This window comes from Terrimonas alba, assembly GCF_042434975.1.
Lineage (GTDB): Bacteria > Bacteroidota > Bacteroidia > Chitinophagales > Chitinophagaceae > Terrimonas_B > Terrimonas_B alba.
In genome coordinates this window covers 526,850-545,227 of the sequence record NZ_JBHMQM010000001.1, presented here as the reverse complement: position 1 = coordinate 545,227, position 18,378 = coordinate 526,850, and the positions used below count along the sequence as shown (strand labels likewise).

Here is an 18,378-nt window from a genome sequence, read left to right as displayed (position 1 = left end):
AAGATAATGTGCTGCCTGTATAAGCTGGCTTAAACTACGATTTGTTGATTATGAAAGAATTAAAAAGAATGATTTGTGGCATAGTTTTTCTATTAAGTATAGAAAATCAATATCATGACAACTAATATAATCGAAGCCATTCAGAAAAAGCTGGGGTATCCAGCCTTGGAAAAAATAGATCCCAATATTCAGGAGACTAAGGATAAATCGCTTAGAACAACAGAAGAGAAATTAGCACAGTCTGCAATACCCGTGGTATTGGCAGGGTTTTATAAATATACCAGCTCAGATGAGGGAGCGAATGCTTTACTTAATACAGGAAGGGAAGTGAAGTGGCTGGATGAAATATTTGGTGATCAAAAGCAAAAAGCTGTAGAGAAAGTTGCCCACTATGCGGGAGTTTCTGTGGATGAAGCCGTTGCAGATATGGAACAAATTTCGAGAGAGGTTTCGCAACTGATAAAAGATGCGGGAGGGGATAAACACCCGGCTGAAAAAGTGAAGACATTTATGAGTAATCATCGGCATAATATTTTGGTTTATCTCCCCGCTGCATTGCAGGCAGGATATTTATTAGATGATAATGCGATTGATGACCGGACCAATAAAATGGAAGGACCCGTTTCCAGTTTTATGCATAGTATTGAAGACAAACTTGCGGGTGGCAGATCCTAAGAAATTATCTTGATGACAAAAAGATGATCAGGCACAGGCAAAGGACAATAAACAACATGAACCATACTTTTCTTTTTTCCCAGGCATCAGTCTGTTTATGCTGACGTTTAAACTGTTCAATCTTCGCTGTTATTTGTGTATCGTTGGTAGTAAGTTTCGTTAATCGTTCTGATAGCATTTGGATATATTGATAGGGAAGTGGGCGGCTACTTTTAAAAATGCTTAAAATAATTTCTTTGTTAATAGCTGGTTCGTTGAAAGAATTTATCGTAGCAATGTTTTCATCTGACAAGATTGTAATAATGTGATCGTATAAGCCCCGATGATACATTCGGTGAGCGTCTAACTTTGAGACATATCGATCCAGTTCCAACATTTGTTTCAAAATAGAAACAGGAGTAATTAGCTCCTGTTTTATTTTTTTACCTATGCTTTGGGCGTACCAGCGTTGTTGCAGGTAGTAGTCTTTTTTTAAAGGGTTGCTCAATACTTCATACGCTTCCTTTATTTCTCCAAATTTTGCAGTGGCATAAAGATCATCCTGTTTTTTATCAGGGTGATAGGTATGGGCGAGCCTCCGGTAAGCCTTTTTTATTTCTTCGCCTGTTGCTGATGGCTCCAGTTCGAGTATGTTATAATAATCCTTCACTTGCAAAACGATGCGAAGATAGGAGAGAAAAAAATGTCGCATAATCCGGATTTCCCGTAATTGGAAAATTATTTGAGGTATTTGTTAAAAAAGTCTATCGTTCTCTGCCAGGCAAGTTTAGCGGCTTGTTCATTGTAGCGGGTTGGCGCCGTATCGTTGTGAAATGCATGATTGACGCCATCATACAAATATTGTTCATATTTAATACCGGCTTTTTTCAACGCTTCTTCATAGCCTGCCATACCTGCATTTATCCGCTCGTCGAGACCGGCATAATGTAGTTGAACAGCTGCTTTTATCTTAGGAACTTCAGCAAGTTCAGGCGGACGGCCATAAAATGCAACCGCTGCTTTCAATGAAGACACGTTTACTGCCAGGCTGTTGGCCATAGCGCCGCCCCAGCAAAAACCAACGCAGCCAAAATTGCCATTGGCATCTTTCCGGGTTTTTAAATAATCAAAAACTTTTTTAAAATTTTGCAAACTGTCTTCGGCTTTTAATTGCTGGAATTTTGTCCTTGCCTCGTCTTCATTCGCCGGCGTACCTCCCAATGGTGACAATGCATTCGGTGCAATCGTTAAATAACCTGCATTGGCGGCACGTCTCGCTACATCTTCTATGTGTCCATTTAAACCCCGGTTTTCGTGAATGACGACAACAGCCGGATATTTTTTTTCTTCTTTAGGCCGGGCCACATAAGCCAGCATTTCGCCATTCACACCCTGATAACTGATGCGTTCAGTGAAAAGATCCTGTGCAGGAGTAATGGCAGCACCTTTAGCATTTACTTCAATCATTGGCAATATGGCCATGGCAGCAGCAGTGCTGCCGGTTAATAAGGCAAGCCTGCGGAGAAACTCAGTTCTTGAAAGTGGGTTATGAGTATACTCGTCGTAGAGGTTAATAATGCGCTGGTCCATAAAAAAGTTTTAGGTGTCTGAAGTTACGAATTGAGTTGTTAAAAAAATTTACCAAAAGTTTTCACAACAATGGCTATCGGAAAGAAGGCGTGCAACTTCATGGCATGTTAATAGCTCATATTTGTGGTATCAGATCTTTCTATACTTCAATATTTTCTTGCTATTGAAAACAATTAAACATCTTTACATGAAACGCCTTTTATTTATGGCCGGCATGGTAATATCCATCCTGGCTTTGGGCTCACTAAAAAATTCCGTATCAGCTCAGCGAGTAGGTATTAGCATTTCATATCAGACTTTTTATGATGAATTAAGTCCTTACGGTCGCTGGATCGAATATCCCGACTATGGCTATGTTTGGGCGCCTGATATGGGTCCCGATTTTCAGCCCTATAGCACAGGTGGTCACTGGGTTTGGACAGATGAATATGATTGGATGTGGGTATCTGATTATTCATGGGGTTGGGCTCCTTTCCACTATGGACGCTGGTTCTATGATCCGTTTTATGGCTGGATGTGGATGCCGGGTTATGACTGGTCACCTGCCTGGGTATCATGGAGAACAGGCGGCGATTATTACGGTTGGGCGCCTATAAGCCCGGGTATTAATATCAGTATTGGCTTTGGAAATTATAATCCACCATCTAACTACTGGTGTTTTGCGCCGCGTCAATACATTGGCTCACGTCATATCAATAATTATTATGTCGACAGGAGCCGCAATACCACTATCATTAACAATACAACCATCATTAACAATTACGGAAACAGAAATAATGTTTTTGTAAACGGACCAAGAAGAGGTGATGCTGAAAGATATGCAGGAAGAATACGCCCTGTTAGCTTCAGGGATTCAGACAGGCCAGGTAGAAGAGAATTTAGAAATAACCAGGTGAGTTTGTATCGTCCGCAGATACAACGTGACAATAACCGCAGTTTTGCGCCAAGAAATTTTGATCGTTACGAAAGAAATGCCCGGAACAATGATAATAGAATAAGAAGAAATGGTAATAACCTGCCTGACCGAAGAGAAGTAAATGCAAACAGCAACAGGAGAAATGATATTGCTGATCGTCGTGGAAATGATTTTGACCGGATAAGAAACCGCCAGCAGGTCGAAAGAAATCAGAATAACAGAAGGATAAATGATGATGTGCAATCACCCGCCGAAAACAGGCGGTTTGAAAGACAAAGGCCAGATGTAATCAACAGGAGTGCTGATCGTCCAGAAATTGGCAATGAAAGAAACAATCGTCGTCTTGAAAGAAGAGTTGATGAGATGCCGCGTAATAACCGTCGATTTGAAAGACGGGAAATACCAAATGAGCCTGCACAACGACAAATAGAACGTCAGCAACAACAAAGACAATTTGAAAGACGTGAAATAAGAAATGAACCCGTGCAAAGACAAGTAGAACGTCAGCAGCCACAGCAACAGCAGCGACAGTTTGAAAGACGTGAAATTGACAGGGGCAATCGTTTTGAACAACCCCGTCGTGAAGTAAGGAGCGAGCCTTCACAACGGCAAATAGAACGTCAACCACAACAACAGCAACAACGACAGTTTGAAAGTCGGGGTGGTGATAACAGGGGAAATGGTAACGGCCGCGGAAGATCTGACCGCCGTGATGGATAAATAAAGACTTTAATGAGATTCTGAGAAGACCCTTCGGGGTCTTTTTTGTTATCTTACTTAAAGGTCAATCAAATTGTAGGTTTTGAAAATCCTGGATATACCTGCCTGACAAAAAAGCGGCCGTTAATTTGCTGTGGCATTTAGTAAATCATTTTATGAACGCTTGTTTTGCCCTTGTCTTTAGTTTAATCCTTTTATCCTGCAACAATGCCTCCAATACAAAAGAGGAGTCAACGCTTCCGGATGCAGACAGCATAGTGCCTATTGAACAAAAAGATAGCATGACAACAAGAATAGATAGTATCCCTCAAAATATACAGATTGACAGTGTTATTCATTTGTCGTTTGCGCCTGATAGTGTTTCAACAACAGTAAAGGGACATCTGGATAAGAAAGGGAATCCGGTCATTTGTTATTTACCCGTTACGAAAGGAGGTAAGTTGACTGCTTCTGTTGTTCCGGATAATGTGAAAGCGACGATACGTTTTAGTCATATTTACCTTCCAAACGGAAAAAGCGATGGTCCATTTGGAAACACGTTGAAATATTCACTCAAACAAAAAGGTACTTACAAACTTTATATTGGGCCCAATAAGATGGCCGGTGATCCATTTAGCACAGATTTTATATTGAAAGTAAAAGTTGAATAATGATCTTAGTTTTTCTTTCTTAGTCGCATAATATATCCGCCTCCGGGAGCCATTTTTACTTTAATCGTATTTATTCCAGAAACCTGCATGGTTGATAATTTATAATCAGAAGGATAGCGGTCGGCATTTACACCGTCCTCACAAATGCTGGCTTCATAACTGCCTTCTTCTAAAAAGGAAAGATCAATAGTCAATTCTCTTGCGGTCCAGTCAGTCATGGCGCCCACGAACCAATCGCTTCCTTTTTTCCGGGCTGTAACAATATAGTCTCCAACTTTTGCATCCAGTACAATAGTTGTATCCCATGTGGTTGGAATGCTGCCGAGCAACTCCATAAATGAGGGTTCCAGTAATCCCTGCGAAGGATTGCCTGAAAAGATATGAACGGGACTTTCATAGATAATAAACATGGCGGCCTGGTGGCAACGTGTGCCCATTGACATTACTTTATCAGCAATCGGCCGAAATGTTTTGGCCGTTGCATTATCCAAAATGCCAGGCTCATAATCCATGGGGCCTGATACCATTCGGATAAAGGGTAATAACAAGTCGTGTTCAGGAGTAGCTTTTTCACTCCAGATATTATATTCCGATCCAAGCACAGCTTCACGGGTTATTGCATTCGGGAAGGTCCGGTTAAAGCCAGCTGGCTTAAAGGCGCCATGATACATGATCATGATCTTGTGCCTGGCGCAAGCTTCCGATATTTTATAATAAAAATTAACCATTGGCTGATCATCACGATCCATAAAATCGGTCATGATAAAATCCACTCCCCATTTACTAAATTGTTCCAACGCAGGTTCCAGTTGTTTCGATAATGTCATGGCCAGTGTCCACATGCTGAGCTTTATATTCTTCTCTTTTGCATAGGCCGCAATCTCATCCATGTTGATTGCTGGATTTATTTTGAACAGGTCTTGATAGTCACTCCAGCCTGCATCCATCATGATGCGATCAAAACCAAATCGGCTGGCGAAATCGATATAGTATTTATAAGTAGCCGTATTAACACCGGATTTAAACGGTACATTAAAAAGATTAATACCAATGATCCATTCATCCGTGCCTTTGCCGGGATTTATCCACGACACATCTTTCACCCGGGAGGGAGACGCCAACCGGTAAACCAAATCATTAGCCGGTAAGTCTTTGTCATTCTCCGCAATAAGCAACACTCTCCATGGAAAATTTCTTGTGCCTTTTGACCTGGCAATATAATCGGCCCGTTTTGTTACGATGGCCTGGGGAAATTCGCCTTCGGCGGTTTTTTCTTCTAAGGGATAGGGTGCAAAGTGTCCACTTAGTGAATTGTTGTTGTTACCATTTATAAACATACCGGGGTAATCTTCCAGGTCAGATTCGGTGATGATGATCTTTGGGCCATTGGATGGGGCAATAAGCACCGGGGTAAAACACAAATTGTTTTTAGATAAACTGTCAAGCGGTTTAAATTGATAAGGTTCCTCGAAACTGGTGTGATAGATATCTGTATGCTCTCGTTTAACAACTTCGGGATAATACATCGGATGGCTTGCCGGAAAATTAAAGCTTGCAATTTCCTCCCTGATAATAATACTGTCTTTACTATGTGACAGAAAACGGTAAGCTACACCATCATCATACACCCTGAATACAACACTAAAAGGTTGCTTGAACCGAATGGTCAGCTCATTAAAAACATCCGGAATGATTTTTCTTTTTTCCGGAACAGGTGAAATGATAATTGAATTGTTGTGACGGGTACTGGTTTTTTTAAAACTTGGGTTGCCCGACAGATCAGTACCATCCTGCAGTTGCAGATTTATTTCGGAAGGCAACAATATAAGTTCGTTATTGTATCGTATCGAATAGAATAGTTTCTCCTTTGCTTCTACGGTCAATTTTATTTTGCCACCAGGCGAATTGATCTCCTTTTTGTCGGCACCATAGCAAACATTGAATAGTAGCAAAAAAGATATGGCAACGCAATTCTTATTCATCAAATGAATATTTAATGAATGAAAATAGCGAATGTTTAGCTTTTGGAAATTCGGCTCATTATGAACAGGTCGAACTAGTTCAGCGCCTTAATTTTTGAAACCATGAGGCTAATGCTGATACCCAACAAACCAATTACGGCAAAAGAATAGCGAAGACTAAAGAGTTGCGCAATATAACCGATCAATGGCGGTCCCATCAAAAAGCCAAGAAAGCTGATACTGGAAACAGCTGCTAATGCCATGCCGGGAGGAATTTTTGATTGCTTTCCGGCTGCACTATATACCATTGGTACAATAGAAGAGACACCAAACCCAACAATCAAAAATCCAAGTGTGGCCGTGATGATATGCGGAACGATTACTGACAAAAACAACCCGGAAGAAATGAGTACGCCGCTTATCTTTAACATTGTCTGGCGGCCATATTTGCTAATTAATCGGTCCCCGATAAATCGGCCGGATGCCATAGCAATCATGAAACACATATAGCCCAGGGCAATTAATGATTTTGGCGCATGTACTACATCCTGGAAGTACACACCACTCCAATCAAACATCGCTCCTTCACTTGCCATACTGAAAAAACCGATGATGCCCAATTGCATCAGCATACCATCAGGTTTGGAGAAGAAAGATTTTTTTTCTGGTGGATTAGCCGCCTTACCCCATTGAAGGAATCTCTGTGAAATAACAATGGTGAAAAAAACCAACGCAGCAACAATCCAAAAATGAATATAGGGTGTGATGTGTTGTGACATCATCAAAAGACCAATAGCCGCGCCGGCAAAACCTGCGGTGCTCCATACTCCATGAAATGAGGTCATGATTGGCCGGCCATATAATTTTTCCGCCCTGATGGCTTGCGTATTGACAGAGATATTGCACATATTTCCACAAATACCAAACAGGAAAAGACCTAAAGCCAGGTGCCAGGGTTGCGTGGCCAATGCGAGGTTGGTCAAACAAATAGCATACAACAGCAGGCAAATACGAAGAATTTTTTTACTTCCGTAATGAGTGATCAATCTGCCAGAGAATGGCATCGCTGTTAACTGGCCAGCAGGAAGCATTAGTAAAATGCTGCCCAAACCTGCGTCACTCAATTGCAACGAGGTTTTGATGTCCGGGATGCGGCTTGCCCAGGATGCAAAGCAAAGTCCCTGGCAAAAAAAGAATGCGGATACTGCAATGCGTATTTGTTGTTTTGAATACGTAGGCGCAGTTATATCCATATCGTTCTTTGTCTTTGTGAACGAACCTGTTAATGGGGTGATTAATCGTTGTGAATTTCTAAATACACTTACTAAACTTAATTTCATCGAGTTGCTATTTTAGTAACTATGGCGAGCAACTCCCTGAGGGACTGTTCTGTTTAGAACGCCGCAAAAATACGAATTATAATTAAGCGATATGTTAACGCTGTTTTATAATCCCTTAAAATCTTTCCTTTTCCAATTTTTCTCTTTTAAATTCATTGGATTAGAAAATATTTATAAAATGAATGGCATCCTTTTTAAAAGAATGCCATTTAATTCCAGTGATGCTGATAAATGAACAGTTCTATCCCCGGGAATTGCTTTCATCTTCCGTTTCATCATCCAGGCTGAATGAGTTATTTTCTTCATCTTCTTCTCCAATTTCTTCGTTGGCGTCATCCAATTCACTGCCGGGAATATCCAGGTCGTCACCACTTAGACTTGTTTTTTCGCTCAATGGTTCTCCCTCGTCATCCACCTGGTCAAGGGTGGCTTGTTCCAAAGCTTGTTGATCGGTTGTTTGTATTTTATTGGCAGCATCATCCAGGATTTTTCTTTCATCCTTCGTGACGTTGGCGTCCAGGTGATCCATATTCATATTCAGCTCCTGGTCCTGCGGATCGTCCAGTATGCCAGCGCCTTCTTCGTCGGAAGAGGAAATGGTTGTATCGGCTAACTCTCCTAAAGGAGCCACTTTTATCTTTTCCTGCCCGGGAATATCGCTAACATCAGGCAGGCTTATTTCAAAGGTTTCCGATTCCAGCTGTTTTTTGTCTGCATCAGAATCCGGCAAATCGATTGATTTTTTATTTTTCATAATCGTTTTTTTGTTTAAAAAAATCATTTACTCAAAATCCTTTTCTTTAGATTTTCCAGGGTTTTAATTAGATTTTTTGTTTGCTCGGCGGAAGGTTTTCCTTTTTGTCAAATTCTGTTTTATAGCTACCGGCAATTCCAACAATGGGGAATCTTCTCCCCGTGAAGCCCGTTTGATCGCACTTTTAATCCGCCCGGGGTTGGGAGTTGCATTCCGGTGATACAATCGCAAGCTCATCTGCTGAAGCAAATTTATCACGAAACAAAACAATACTTTCCGGTTTTTCTTTACTGGAAGGAATATCGAAGTCCGCCCTATCGAATGCTAAATTTGCAAAGGATAATATTTCCAACGAAAACATCCTGCGGCAATAAATCTGTAGGATTATGTAACAGGTAGGTGTTATAAGATGCCTTTCGCCAGCTCCGGAAATGCTCATTAGGTGTAGGAGCCATTTCATAGTTCGATTATGGGGGAAACGATTTGTTATTTCCTCACTTTGGACACAATGATCAAAATAATTACGACAACTAAGCCAACCAGGAAAAAAGCCCACCACATACCTGCCTTGAATATTGCTTCAACTGCGCCGCAACTGCTCAAGACAAATAGGGTAAAGAAAAAAAGAAACAAATACGGTGATAATTTCATAGTCAAATTCTTTAATAAAATAAAAAATTCAACTATTATACCATTTTACATTTCTGAATCGGTGGGGAAAATTTGCATCGTTGAATCGGGAACAAAAATGATCTTTTTGAATCAACAGAAAATTTTGACGATATGGATGGATATTAATCCCTAAACTCCTGGCTGATCATTAAACCATAAAATCCGCCATCAAGTATGCCAATACCTAATCTTCCGAAAGATGGTTGTAAGATGTTTGCCCGATGCCCCGGGGAGTTCATCAGGTTTGTATGTGCAATTTCCAACGTTTGGGCTAAGGCAAGATTTTCTCCTGCTGCACTGAATTTGACGCCAGCAGCTCTCATCCGGTCAAAGGGATTTTTTCCTTCCGGCGTGTTATGAGCAAAATAGCCTCTTGAAAACATATCGTTGCTGTGCGCACGGGCAACCGCCGTTAATTCGGGATCAGCCCGTAAGGGTTTTAAGCCATGTTTTACCCTTTCTTTATTTACCATTTCCAGCATTCTCGACTCAAACATTGGCCTTATCTCTGCTTTGTTATAAGTAAAACCGAGCGGTACTTTTTCATTTGAATTGGGATTAACCGTCAGGCTATTCATCGTATGGCGGATAGCTTCATCAAAAACGGGAGCCAATTTTTTGTTGGCCCATTCTGATTGCGATGCCAATTGAGTAGCCCACCGGCTATTGCGTGTCTCGGTAGTAATATTATTGTTTATAGGCAGTGCTAATAATAATGCCGAGACAATGATGGCTGCAATCCATCCATTGATGGCACCCGGCACCACACCCAGGAATTTATTGATGGAATTGTTATTGCTTTGTTCCGGTAAAGAGCGAATAATAAGACCAGCGATCCAGGCAATGATCAATCGGCTGATGATTAAAATCAACAGGAAAGAAACCGGCAGTATCCATATTTTAAGGTCAATCACTTTTTTTATAAGATCGGCCACCTGGCCATAAAACATATAAGCCAGTATAAAACTGCCAGCCCAACTGACGAGATCCAGTGAGCCAAGGATGAAGCCACGGCTATAGCCGGCAAAAAGCATAATAAGAAAAACAGCGATAAGAGCCAGGTCAACCCAATTCATGCCTAAAGTTTTGAAATTGAAATAAATCAAATAATATGCCTGTGGAAAAACTGTACCAGTATAATTTAACCTGCGGGAAGAACAGGAGTTATTTTTTCATGAATGGCTAACTAATTAACCAAATAATTACTATTTTGTCAGGCGATCAAATCGGCCGGATTCCCTATGAGATACTTTTTGCAGCTTTTGCAACCAAGTCATGATTATTTCAAGACCAGCCTTTTGCGACTGGCTGAATTTTTCAATTTAGCAGCTGAAATATTGCAATCAATCCTACATACTATTAAAAACATCGGTGTTACCGCCGAAATGAGCCAATATGAAAAAAGCCGCTTAGGGATATTTAATTCCCTGAATTTTTTTCAGCTTGTATCTGGTTTTGTTGTTCCCATGTTTGGTATTTTTAGCGCTGGCAAAATTCCTTTAACCGGATGGTTGGTTGCCTGCATACCTCCTTTAGTAAGTAGCCTCGTTTTATTTTTGAACAGCAAGAATAGGTACAATGAAGCCCTGGTAGTTTACTTCTCTTTATATCCTGTATTTACCTGTTTTAGTTATATCAACGGGATCAATTTTGGTATCGAGCTCTCTTTCATTCTCTACGGAATACTAGCTGTTTTTTTTATCAGGGATATCGGCTATATGTTCTTTTCGATCAGTTTTTCGATGATCAGCTATTTTATATTGTCGGTAGTATTGACCAGATATCGTTACCAACTGGAGGATATAAATTTCATCGGGTATCTTTTTAACCAGGCTTTGGCTCTTATTTATATATTCTATGGTTTATACCTGATCAAAAAGGAAAATGCGGATTACCAGGCCAGCATGATGATCAATAATTCAATCTTGCAGCAAAATAACCAGGAGATTCAAAAGCAAGCGGAGGAACTGGACCAGCTGAATTCGTTAAAAAATAAATTGTTTTCTGTTATCTCTCATGATCTCAAGGCACCAATGTATGCATTGCGTAATCTCTTTGATGACATGCAAAAACAAGATATGCCTGCGGATGAGATTAAGGAATTAATCCCCGATGTCAAAAATGATTTGAACTATACCGTCAGTTTGATGGATAACCTGTTGCAATGGGCCAAGAGTCAAATGCAGGCTGATACGGTCAATGCAGGACCCATTAATGTAAAACAAATGATTGACGACGTACTGCATATACTTTACCTGCAGGCAGAGGCCAAAAAAATTCATATTGAAAACAGGGCCACTGATGGTTTCAGTGCCTGGGCCGACAGGGACATGATCAGCCTCGTTTTGCGCAACCTTATTTCCAATGCTATTAAGTTTTCTCCTTCAGGCGGACATATTTATATCGGCACATTTGAGCAGGCGTCTGTCACCGAAGTGTATGTAAAAGATGCGGGTAAAGGGATAAGCCAGGAAGAAATGAAGAAAATTGCCAGCCAGGACTTTTACACCAGCAATGGTACGGCACAGGAGCAAGGCACGGGGCTGGGCCTCATGCTATGCAAGGAGTTTCTCGCAAAAAACAATGGTCACCTCCGTATTCAAAGTGAGATAGGTAAGGGGAGTATTTTTTCTTTCACCTTGCCGAGACAGGAACTTTAAGCCGCATTGGCTTGTAAATATTTATAATTAATCTTCTTGTTACTTTTTTATTTCAACTTCCATGAACGTCTATTTGGAGTTTTGATAAAAATTAATAATTTCGTTGCCTGCAAGCATCCGTGCTATAACACTCCCCTAAGGGATTCCTTTAAAAGACCCTATGCAATATTTTATGAATAAAAGGAAATGTTATGGCAAGACTTTTACTTATATTCATTTTACAGGGGTTTCTTATTTCTTTAGTCCGGGCTCAGTCATTTCAGCTTGAAGACCTGGTTACACTTTCTTCTCTTTCCCCCAAGAAGTTTGATAATTATATGCACGAAAAAGGTTATTCGTCTGGTGTCAAAACGATGCAGGATGATGCAATGGCCTTTACTTTTTTCGAAAAAAAGAAGAAAGATGAGGTGGATTCTATTGTCGAACATCGGCGGGTGAGCCTTTTTAAACAAGAGAAGGATTATTGTTTTGCCTTTTACACCACGTCATTAAAAGAATATCATTCAGGGTTGAATTATCTGCGGGCCAATTTTTTTTATGGTCGTAACCACGATTCCAGTCAATCGCCACTCTACCAGCGTAAAAATATGACGGTCGAAACGTCACAGTCGGTGGAGGATAGCATAACAACTTATAGTTTTTTGCTTAAAAGAAAAGAATTACCCGGGAATGTAAATTTTGCTGAAGACCTTTTGAACTTTGATTCCCATGAGTTACTCGCCGCTTTTTTTGGCGAGCAAAATGTGAAAAAAGATGTTTACTATTTCTCTGAAAAGAAACTGAAAAAGTGTTCGGTATTGTTTGGCAATAGTAACCGGCAGGTAGTATTTGTGTGGGAAGATGAAGATAATCTCTGCAAGCTTTCTTATATCTTGATCAGCGGCGTGTTGCCAACAGAAAACGGACTGCCTTTCAACGATAATATCAGCCGGAATAAGTGGACGTTTAAAAGTGGGATTTATTCGGGTATGAGCATCCGGGATTTGTTGGATCTGAACGGAAGAGATTTTAGCTTTTATGGCGAAGATTCTGAGTTTTCCATGATGATTGAACCAGAGAACACCGGCAATATTGATTTCAAAAAAACGGGTATAATGCTTACCAGCCTGGATGGCAGTCCTGGCATTTTAAGAAAAGCAAAAGTTAGCGCAACGGCGGCTATCGAAAACCACATTGCTCTGCATGTATTTTATATTATGTTGACCCCCTAGTTTTTTTACCATTTATCACATAGTCAGGAAAGAGCTCCGTTTGTTTTCTTATTTTTTAGTCATGTATAAAGATCATGAAACGCCCCGTTTCTGGATCAGCTATGGTGAATTGCTTAAAACCTATATTGAAAAGAACGTGGCTGATAAAAATGCGGTGAATGATATTTTGCACGAAGTGTACTTAAAAATATTTACATACTGCCAGCGATTCGATTTTTGTTGTGATAAGGCACGGGTGAAAAATTTGCGGGCATGGGTATTCAGGGTTTGTCATAATACAATCGTGGACTATCACAAGCAACGGGCAAAGTTTTCTTACGGGTTTGAGACGAATCTGGTAACAGAGTTAGAAGGTGAGCGCCAGGTATTTGATGCTCCCTTATCCCTGGACGAACTACTGAAAAAGATCCCTGCAAAATATGCGGAAGCTGTTTGGTACGATTCAGTTGTACAATTAAACCAATCTGCCATCGCCGATAAATTGGGACTAAGCATCTCCGCGACTAAATCCCGGGTGCAGCGGGGTAAGAAAATGCTTCGGGCCATCTACGAACAGCAGTTATAAAAATTTATTTTCCTGCTTGCGTCTTTTTAGCGATTTGCCAGTCTTATAAGACAGATAAAATTGCTACTATGAAAAGATGTATTTTAAACTCTCTGCTTTTATTTAACCTGGCATCCGCTTTTGCGCAGGGTAACTCCACAAACGGAACTCCAATTATCCCGGATCATTACAAAAAACTGCAGGCTCTCGATTCTCGCCCCGATCTTTCCCGGCACTGGCTGGATACGCTAACATTCCCTGCAAGAGAAATAACCACAAGTGTGTTAGCTGCCACCAAAATGAGAACCGTTTACCTGGTTGAGGATGTACCTTCTTTATTACAAATTCCCGCTCCTCCGGCCAACAGTTCAGTGCAAACTGCAGCAGAATTGAAATACTTGCTCGAACTACAAACTAAAAGAACAGATGAAGATGTCCGAAGGTATAAAAACCTGGCAGGCATATTTCATAGTCCCAATAATTTTAATCCATTCGATCCGGACTATGACAGAAATTTTTCCAGCCTGTTTCATATCGGAAGCCCAATGGGTGAATGGTACACTTATAAAAATCTTCCCGTTACTGCCGGTTTTCTTTCTGATGTGTACCGGGATGCGACCTATTATTTTTTCAAATTGAAATTCTTATTCAACCGGGCCCGTCCCTATATGCTGGAATCAAAAATAAAATACCTGGAACGACCGCCACATCCATCTTACCCCAATGGGCACTCGGCTGCATCGTATGTGAACGCTTATATAATGATACGAATTGATCCAACACTCAGCAATGAGTTTTTAAAGATGGCGGCTGAAATGGCTTATTCACGGGAGGTAATAGGTGTTCATTATCCAAGTGATTCGGAAGCCGGGAAAGTATGGGCATTACAATTTGTGGAGGAACTTTTTAAAACCGAAAAATTTCGCCAGGACTTCAACAAGGCAAAAGCAGAAATATTGGAATGGCAATCGAAAAATAAAAGCACTGCGACTGAGCAGGAAAAACAGTGTTCATCATCCTGCGACCCGGTTTGCAGTGAATCATGTAATGCGCCATCCTCCTGTTGCAATCAATAATTAACATTTAGATAAAAAAGAAAACCCGGAATTTCCGGGCTTCTTTAATTTTTATTACGGATAAATCTTACGCCTCCGCTTCCATATAGCTCTCGACAGGCTCACAGGTGCAGATCAGGTTTCTGTCACCGTAGGTATTGTTAACCCTCGCTACAGAAGGCCAAAACTTATTGAGTGTAACATAATATAGCGGGAAGGCGGCTGATTGTCTTGAATAGGCATGCTTCCATTCATCAGCAGTGACAACGAATTGTGTATGCGGTGCATTTTTTAAGGCATTGTCTTTCTTATCGGCTTTGCCTTCTTCGATTGCTTTTATTTCCTCCCGTATGGAAAGTAGTGCATTACAAAAACGGTCCAACTCAGCTTTATCTTCACTTTCTGTAGGTTCGATCATGATTGTGCCGGGAACAGGGAAACTCATTGTTGGTGCATGGAAGCCATAATCGATCAAACGTTTTGCGATATCTTCTGCTTCAATCTCTGCACTCTTTTTGAAAGGACGGAGATCAACAATAAATTCGTGGGCACATTGACCATTGTGATTGGTATATAAAATATCATAAGCACCTTCAAGTCTTGCCCGCATATAGTTTGCATTGAGAATCGCATTTTCGGTAGCCGCTTTCACTCCCTCATTGCCCAACATTCTTATATAACCATAGCTGATCAAAAGGATGCTCGCCGAACCATAAGGCGCAGCACTTACTGCATTACTTTTGACTTTTAACTTTTCACTTTTGACTTCTACGTGTCCCGGTAAAAAATCAGCTAAATGCTTCTTCACACAAATCGGTCCCATGCCCGGGCCGCCGCCGCCATGTGGAATAGCGAATGTCTTGTGCAGGTTCAGGTGACAAACATCGGCGCCGATTAAACCGGGAGCTGTTAATCCAACCTGTGCATTCATATTTGCGCCATCCATATAAACCTGTCCGCCATGCTGGTGAACTATAGCTGTAATTTCTTTTACTGTTTCTTCGTAAACGCCGTAAGTACTGGGGTAGGTGATCATAATACCTGAAAGGTTAGCGCTATGCTGTTGTGCTTTTGCTTTCAGGTCTTCCACATCGATATAACCATTTTCCAGGGCTTTAATCACTACCACTTTCATTCCCGCCATAACAGCAGATGCAGGATTAGTGCCGTGTGCTGAAATAGGAATCAGCATCACATTACGGTGATGATCACCACGACTTTCGTGATAAGAACGGATGGTTAACAATCCGGCGTATTCGCCCTGTGCACCGCTATTGGGTTGCAAACTGCAGGCATCGAAAGCGGTGATCTCGCATAAGTATTTGCTTAACTCATCAATGATGTATTGATAGCCTTTTGTTTGATCGGCTGGGGCAAACGGGTGGATCTTACTCCAATGGGCCCAGCTCAATGGCATCATTTCAGAAGCTGCATTCAACTTCATGGTACAGCTTCCCAATGAGATCATCGATGTATTCAACGAGAGATCTTTATTTTCCAGCAGTTTAATATAGCGCATCATCTGGCTTTCGCTGCGATGCGTATTGAAAACCGGGTGTGTTAAAAATGCCGAATGACGAACCAGCGATGTGGGGATATGTTGCAGGTCGTCATCTAAATAAATGTCAAAAGCAACCGGGTCTTTATCATTTTCAAAACAATTGATCAGGTCGTAAAGGTCTTCTGTCGTTGTTGTTTCATCCAGTGAAATGCCGATATGGTTGTTATCGATATAGCGAAGATTGATAAACTGTCTTTCCGCTTTTGCTTTTATGGCAGGCAACTCGTCTGTTTTAACTACAATGGTGTCGAAGAAATTTTGCGATACCAGGTCAAAACCTCTTTGCTCAATAGCTTCAGCAACTGTTTGCGTAAGCAGCGCCACCCGTTTTGCAATATTTTTCAATCCTTCTGCACCATGGTAAACTGCATACATGGCAGCCATATTGGCCAGCAGGGCCTGGGCTGTGCAGATATTGGAAGTCGCTTTCTCTCTTTTGATATGTTGCTCCCTTGTCTGGAGAGCCATCCGCAAAGCACGGTTGCCCTGCGCATCAATACTAACCCCGATGATACGGCCGGGTATGCTTCTTTTGAAATCATCTTTTGCCGCAAAGAAAGCAGCATGCGGTCCACCATATCCAAGCGGCACGCCAAACCGTTGCGCCGATCCTACTGCTACATCAGCACCCAGCTCACCGGGTGGTGTTAACAACGTGAGAGCAAGAAGGTCAGTGGCCATAACAGCAAAACCACCAGCTGAATGAACTTTTGAAATGAATTCACGATAATCTTCTATCGAGCCTTTGTCATTCGGGTATTGAACAATGGCGCCAAAATAAGTGCTGTCGATAGCTGCCGTTTTATAATTGCCCTCAACAATTTCGATTCCCACCGGGATAGCCCTGGTTACCAGCACATCTTTTGTTTGGGGGAATATTTCTGTGTCAACAAAAAACCTGGGCCTTTCAATATGGTCCTGTTTGTTCAGGGAGTTAAAAAACATGGTCATAGCCTCTGCCGCGGCTGTGGCCTCATCGAGAAGGGAGGCATTGGCAATTGGCAAGCCGGTTAAATCGCTTACCATGGTTTGAAAGTTCAACAGGCTTTCGAGCCTGCCCTGAGAGATCTCGGCCTGGTAAGGTGTGTATTGGGTATACCAACCCGGATTTTCAAAAATATTTCGCAGGATGACAGACGGAGTAATGGTGTCATAGTATCCCTGGCCAATGTAAGTGGAAAATATTTTGTTTTTTAATGATATTTCCTTGATGTGCTTGAGGTATTCGTTTTCACTCATCGCAGCCGGGATATTGAGCTCATGACCCATCCGGATGGCAGGAGGCACTGTTTTATCAATCAGCTCATTGAGGCTGCTGACCCCAATTTTTTTCAACATCGCTTTTGCATCAGTTTCATTGGGCCCGATATGGCGGGAAATAAATTCGTTGGACTGTTGTTCGAAAATGCTCATTGTAGTATTCATTTTAGTCATCATGTCAAAAAGGTTGAGATCTGGAGTACAGGCTAAAAAGAACCTTTTTTGACCGGTTCATTTTTTTTATGGCTCGCTCTTCTGGGAAATGCGGGCAAAGTTACGGGAGGAAAGGGATAAAAAAAGAACGGGGCCAAACTGTGGAAAACAGGTTGTTACTTTGCAAAATGAGCAGCGACCTATTGAAAAATTGGGAAAAAAAATCGGTTGAAAGGCAGAAATTATACAAACAATACCTGCAAAGGGTAGAAAAAAATAAATTGCTGAAACAACTGCCAACGCTTCATGAGGAAGCGTTTTCAAAGGTTGACTGCCTGCAATGTGCCAATTGCTGCAAAAATTATTCTCCACGATTTAAAACAACGGACATTAAACGGATAGCAAAGCATCTGCAAATGAAAGAAAGTGTTTTTATTGAAACTTACTTAAGAGTGGATGAAGACGGAGATTTTGTCGTGAAGACGAAACCCTGCCCTTTTTTGGGCGCTGACAACTATTGCAGCATCTATGAAAACCGCCCTTCAGACTGCCAACGCTTTCCCTACACAGATGAGGATGTTATTTACAACCGCCAGGCGTTGACGTTAAAAAATTCTACTTTTTGCCCGATTACTTACTATGTATTGGAAAAATTGATGCAGGCAGGAAAATAGTTT

At 41.3% G+C, this 18,378-nt stretch carries 15 protein-coding genes; 8 read left to right on the top strand and 7 right to left on the bottom strand.

The window, feature by feature from the left end:
* Positions 1–114 precede the first annotated feature (114 nt).
* Positions 115–675, top strand: coding sequence for a hypothetical protein (locus ACFEL9_RS02285; RefSeq protein ID WP_385885769.1), 561 nt, complete (start codon positions 115–117; stop codon positions 673–675).
* A 4-nt stretch (positions 676–679) separates the two neighbouring features.
* Here ACFEL9_RS02285 and ACFEL9_RS02280 read toward each other — a convergent pair whose 3' ends face one another.
* Positions 680–1,366 carry a J domain-containing protein gene (locus ACFEL9_RS02280; protein WP_385885767.1) on the bottom strand — a complete coding sequence of 229 codons (687 nt, stop codon included), beginning with the start codon at positions 1,364–1,366 and terminating at the stop codon, positions 680–682.
* Positions 1,367–1,392: 26 nt separating this feature from the next.
* The gene (locus tag ACFEL9_RS02275) at positions 1,393–2,244 is read right to left on the bottom strand and encodes a dienelactone hydrolase family protein (RefSeq protein WP_385885765.1); all 852 of its coding nucleotides are present in this window, start codon (positions 2,242–2,244) and stop codon (positions 1,393–1,395) included.
* 187 nt (positions 2,245–2,431) lie between these two features.
* Here ACFEL9_RS02275 and ACFEL9_RS02270 point away from each other — a divergent pair, with 187 nt between their 5' ends.
* Together ACFEL9_RS02270 and ACFEL9_RS02265 are read left to right on the top strand one after the other, a co-directional pair.
* The gene (locus ACFEL9_RS02270; protein ID WP_385885763.1) at positions 2,432–3,880 is read left to right on the top strand and encodes a DUF6600 domain-containing protein; all 1,449 of its coding nucleotides are present in this window, start codon (positions 2,432–2,434) and stop codon (positions 3,878–3,880) included.
* Positions 3,881–4,035: 155 nt separating this feature from the next.
* The gene (locus tag ACFEL9_RS02265; RefSeq protein ID WP_385885761.1) at positions 4,036–4,530 is read left to right on the top strand and encodes a hypothetical protein; all 495 of its coding nucleotides are present in this window, start codon (positions 4,036–4,038) and stop codon (positions 4,528–4,530) included.
* A gap of 5 nt (positions 4,531–4,535) precedes the next feature.
* On the opposite strand, the gene ACFEL9_RS02260 is transcribed toward ACFEL9_RS02265, so the two are convergent.
* From ACFEL9_RS02260 to ACFEL9_RS02245, 4 genes are all read right to left on the bottom strand, one after another.
* Positions 4,536–6,512 (bottom strand): glycoside hydrolase family 97 protein, encoded by a 1,977-nt coding sequence (locus tag ACFEL9_RS02260; protein ID WP_385885760.1) that lies wholly within the window; start codon positions 6,510–6,512, stop codon positions 4,536–4,538.
* 74 nt (positions 6,513–6,586) lie between these two features.
* On the bottom strand, positions 6,587–7,831 hold the full coding sequence (locus tag ACFEL9_RS02255) for an MFS transporter (protein WP_385885758.1): 1,245 nt from the start codon (positions 7,829–7,831) through the stop codon (positions 6,587–6,589).
* Between the two features lie 241 nt (positions 7,832–8,072).
* Entirely contained in the window at positions 8,073–8,585 is a 513-nt protein-coding gene (locus ACFEL9_RS02250) for a hypothetical protein (RefSeq protein ID WP_385885756.1), read from the bottom strand.
* Between the two features lie 794 nt (positions 8,586–9,379).
* A complete protein-coding gene (locus ACFEL9_RS02245) occupies positions 9,380–10,333 on the bottom strand; it encodes a CvpA family protein (protein ID WP_385885754.1) in 954 nt (317 codons plus the stop codon).
* A 165-nt stretch (positions 10,334–10,498) separates the two neighbouring features.
* Between ACFEL9_RS02245 and ACFEL9_RS02240 the strand changes: the two genes are divergently transcribed.
* From ACFEL9_RS02240 to ACFEL9_RS02225, 4 genes are all read left to right on the top strand, one after another.
* Positions 10,499–11,917, top strand: coding sequence for a sensor histidine kinase (locus tag ACFEL9_RS02240; protein WP_385885752.1), 1,419 nt, complete (start codon positions 10,499–10,501; stop codon positions 11,915–11,917).
* Positions 11,918–12,108: 191 nt separating this feature from the next.
* On the top strand, positions 12,109–13,128 hold the full coding sequence (locus ACFEL9_RS02235; RefSeq protein WP_385885750.1) for a hypothetical protein: 1,020 nt from the start codon (positions 12,109–12,111) through the stop codon (positions 13,126–13,128).
* A 61-nt stretch (positions 13,129–13,189) separates the two neighbouring features.
* Entirely contained in the window at positions 13,190–13,693 is a 504-nt protein-coding gene (locus ACFEL9_RS02230) for a sigma-70 family RNA polymerase sigma factor (protein ID WP_385885748.1), read from the top strand.
* Between the two features lie 68 nt (positions 13,694–13,761).
* Positions 13,762–14,748: a phosphatase PAP2 family protein gene (locus tag ACFEL9_RS02225; RefSeq protein ID WP_385885746.1), complete on the top strand. Its 987-nt coding sequence runs from the start codon at positions 13,762–13,764 to the stop codon at positions 14,746–14,748.
* A gap of 67 nt (positions 14,749–14,815) precedes the next feature.
* Here ACFEL9_RS02225 and gcvP read toward each other — a convergent pair whose 3' ends face one another.
* The gene (gene gcvP, locus ACFEL9_RS02220) at positions 14,816–17,701 is read right to left on the bottom strand and encodes an aminomethyl-transferring glycine dehydrogenase (protein ID WP_385885744.1); all 2,886 of its coding nucleotides are present in this window, start codon (positions 17,699–17,701) and stop codon (positions 14,816–14,818) included.
* A gap of 161 nt (positions 17,702–17,862) precedes the next feature.
* Between gcvP and ACFEL9_RS02215 the strand changes: the two genes are divergently transcribed.
* The gene (locus tag ACFEL9_RS02215; RefSeq protein ID WP_385885743.1) at positions 17,863–18,375 is read left to right on the top strand and encodes a YkgJ family cysteine cluster protein; all 513 of its coding nucleotides are present in this window, start codon (positions 17,863–17,865) and stop codon (positions 18,373–18,375) included.
* Positions 18,376–18,378 lie beyond the last annotated feature (3 nt).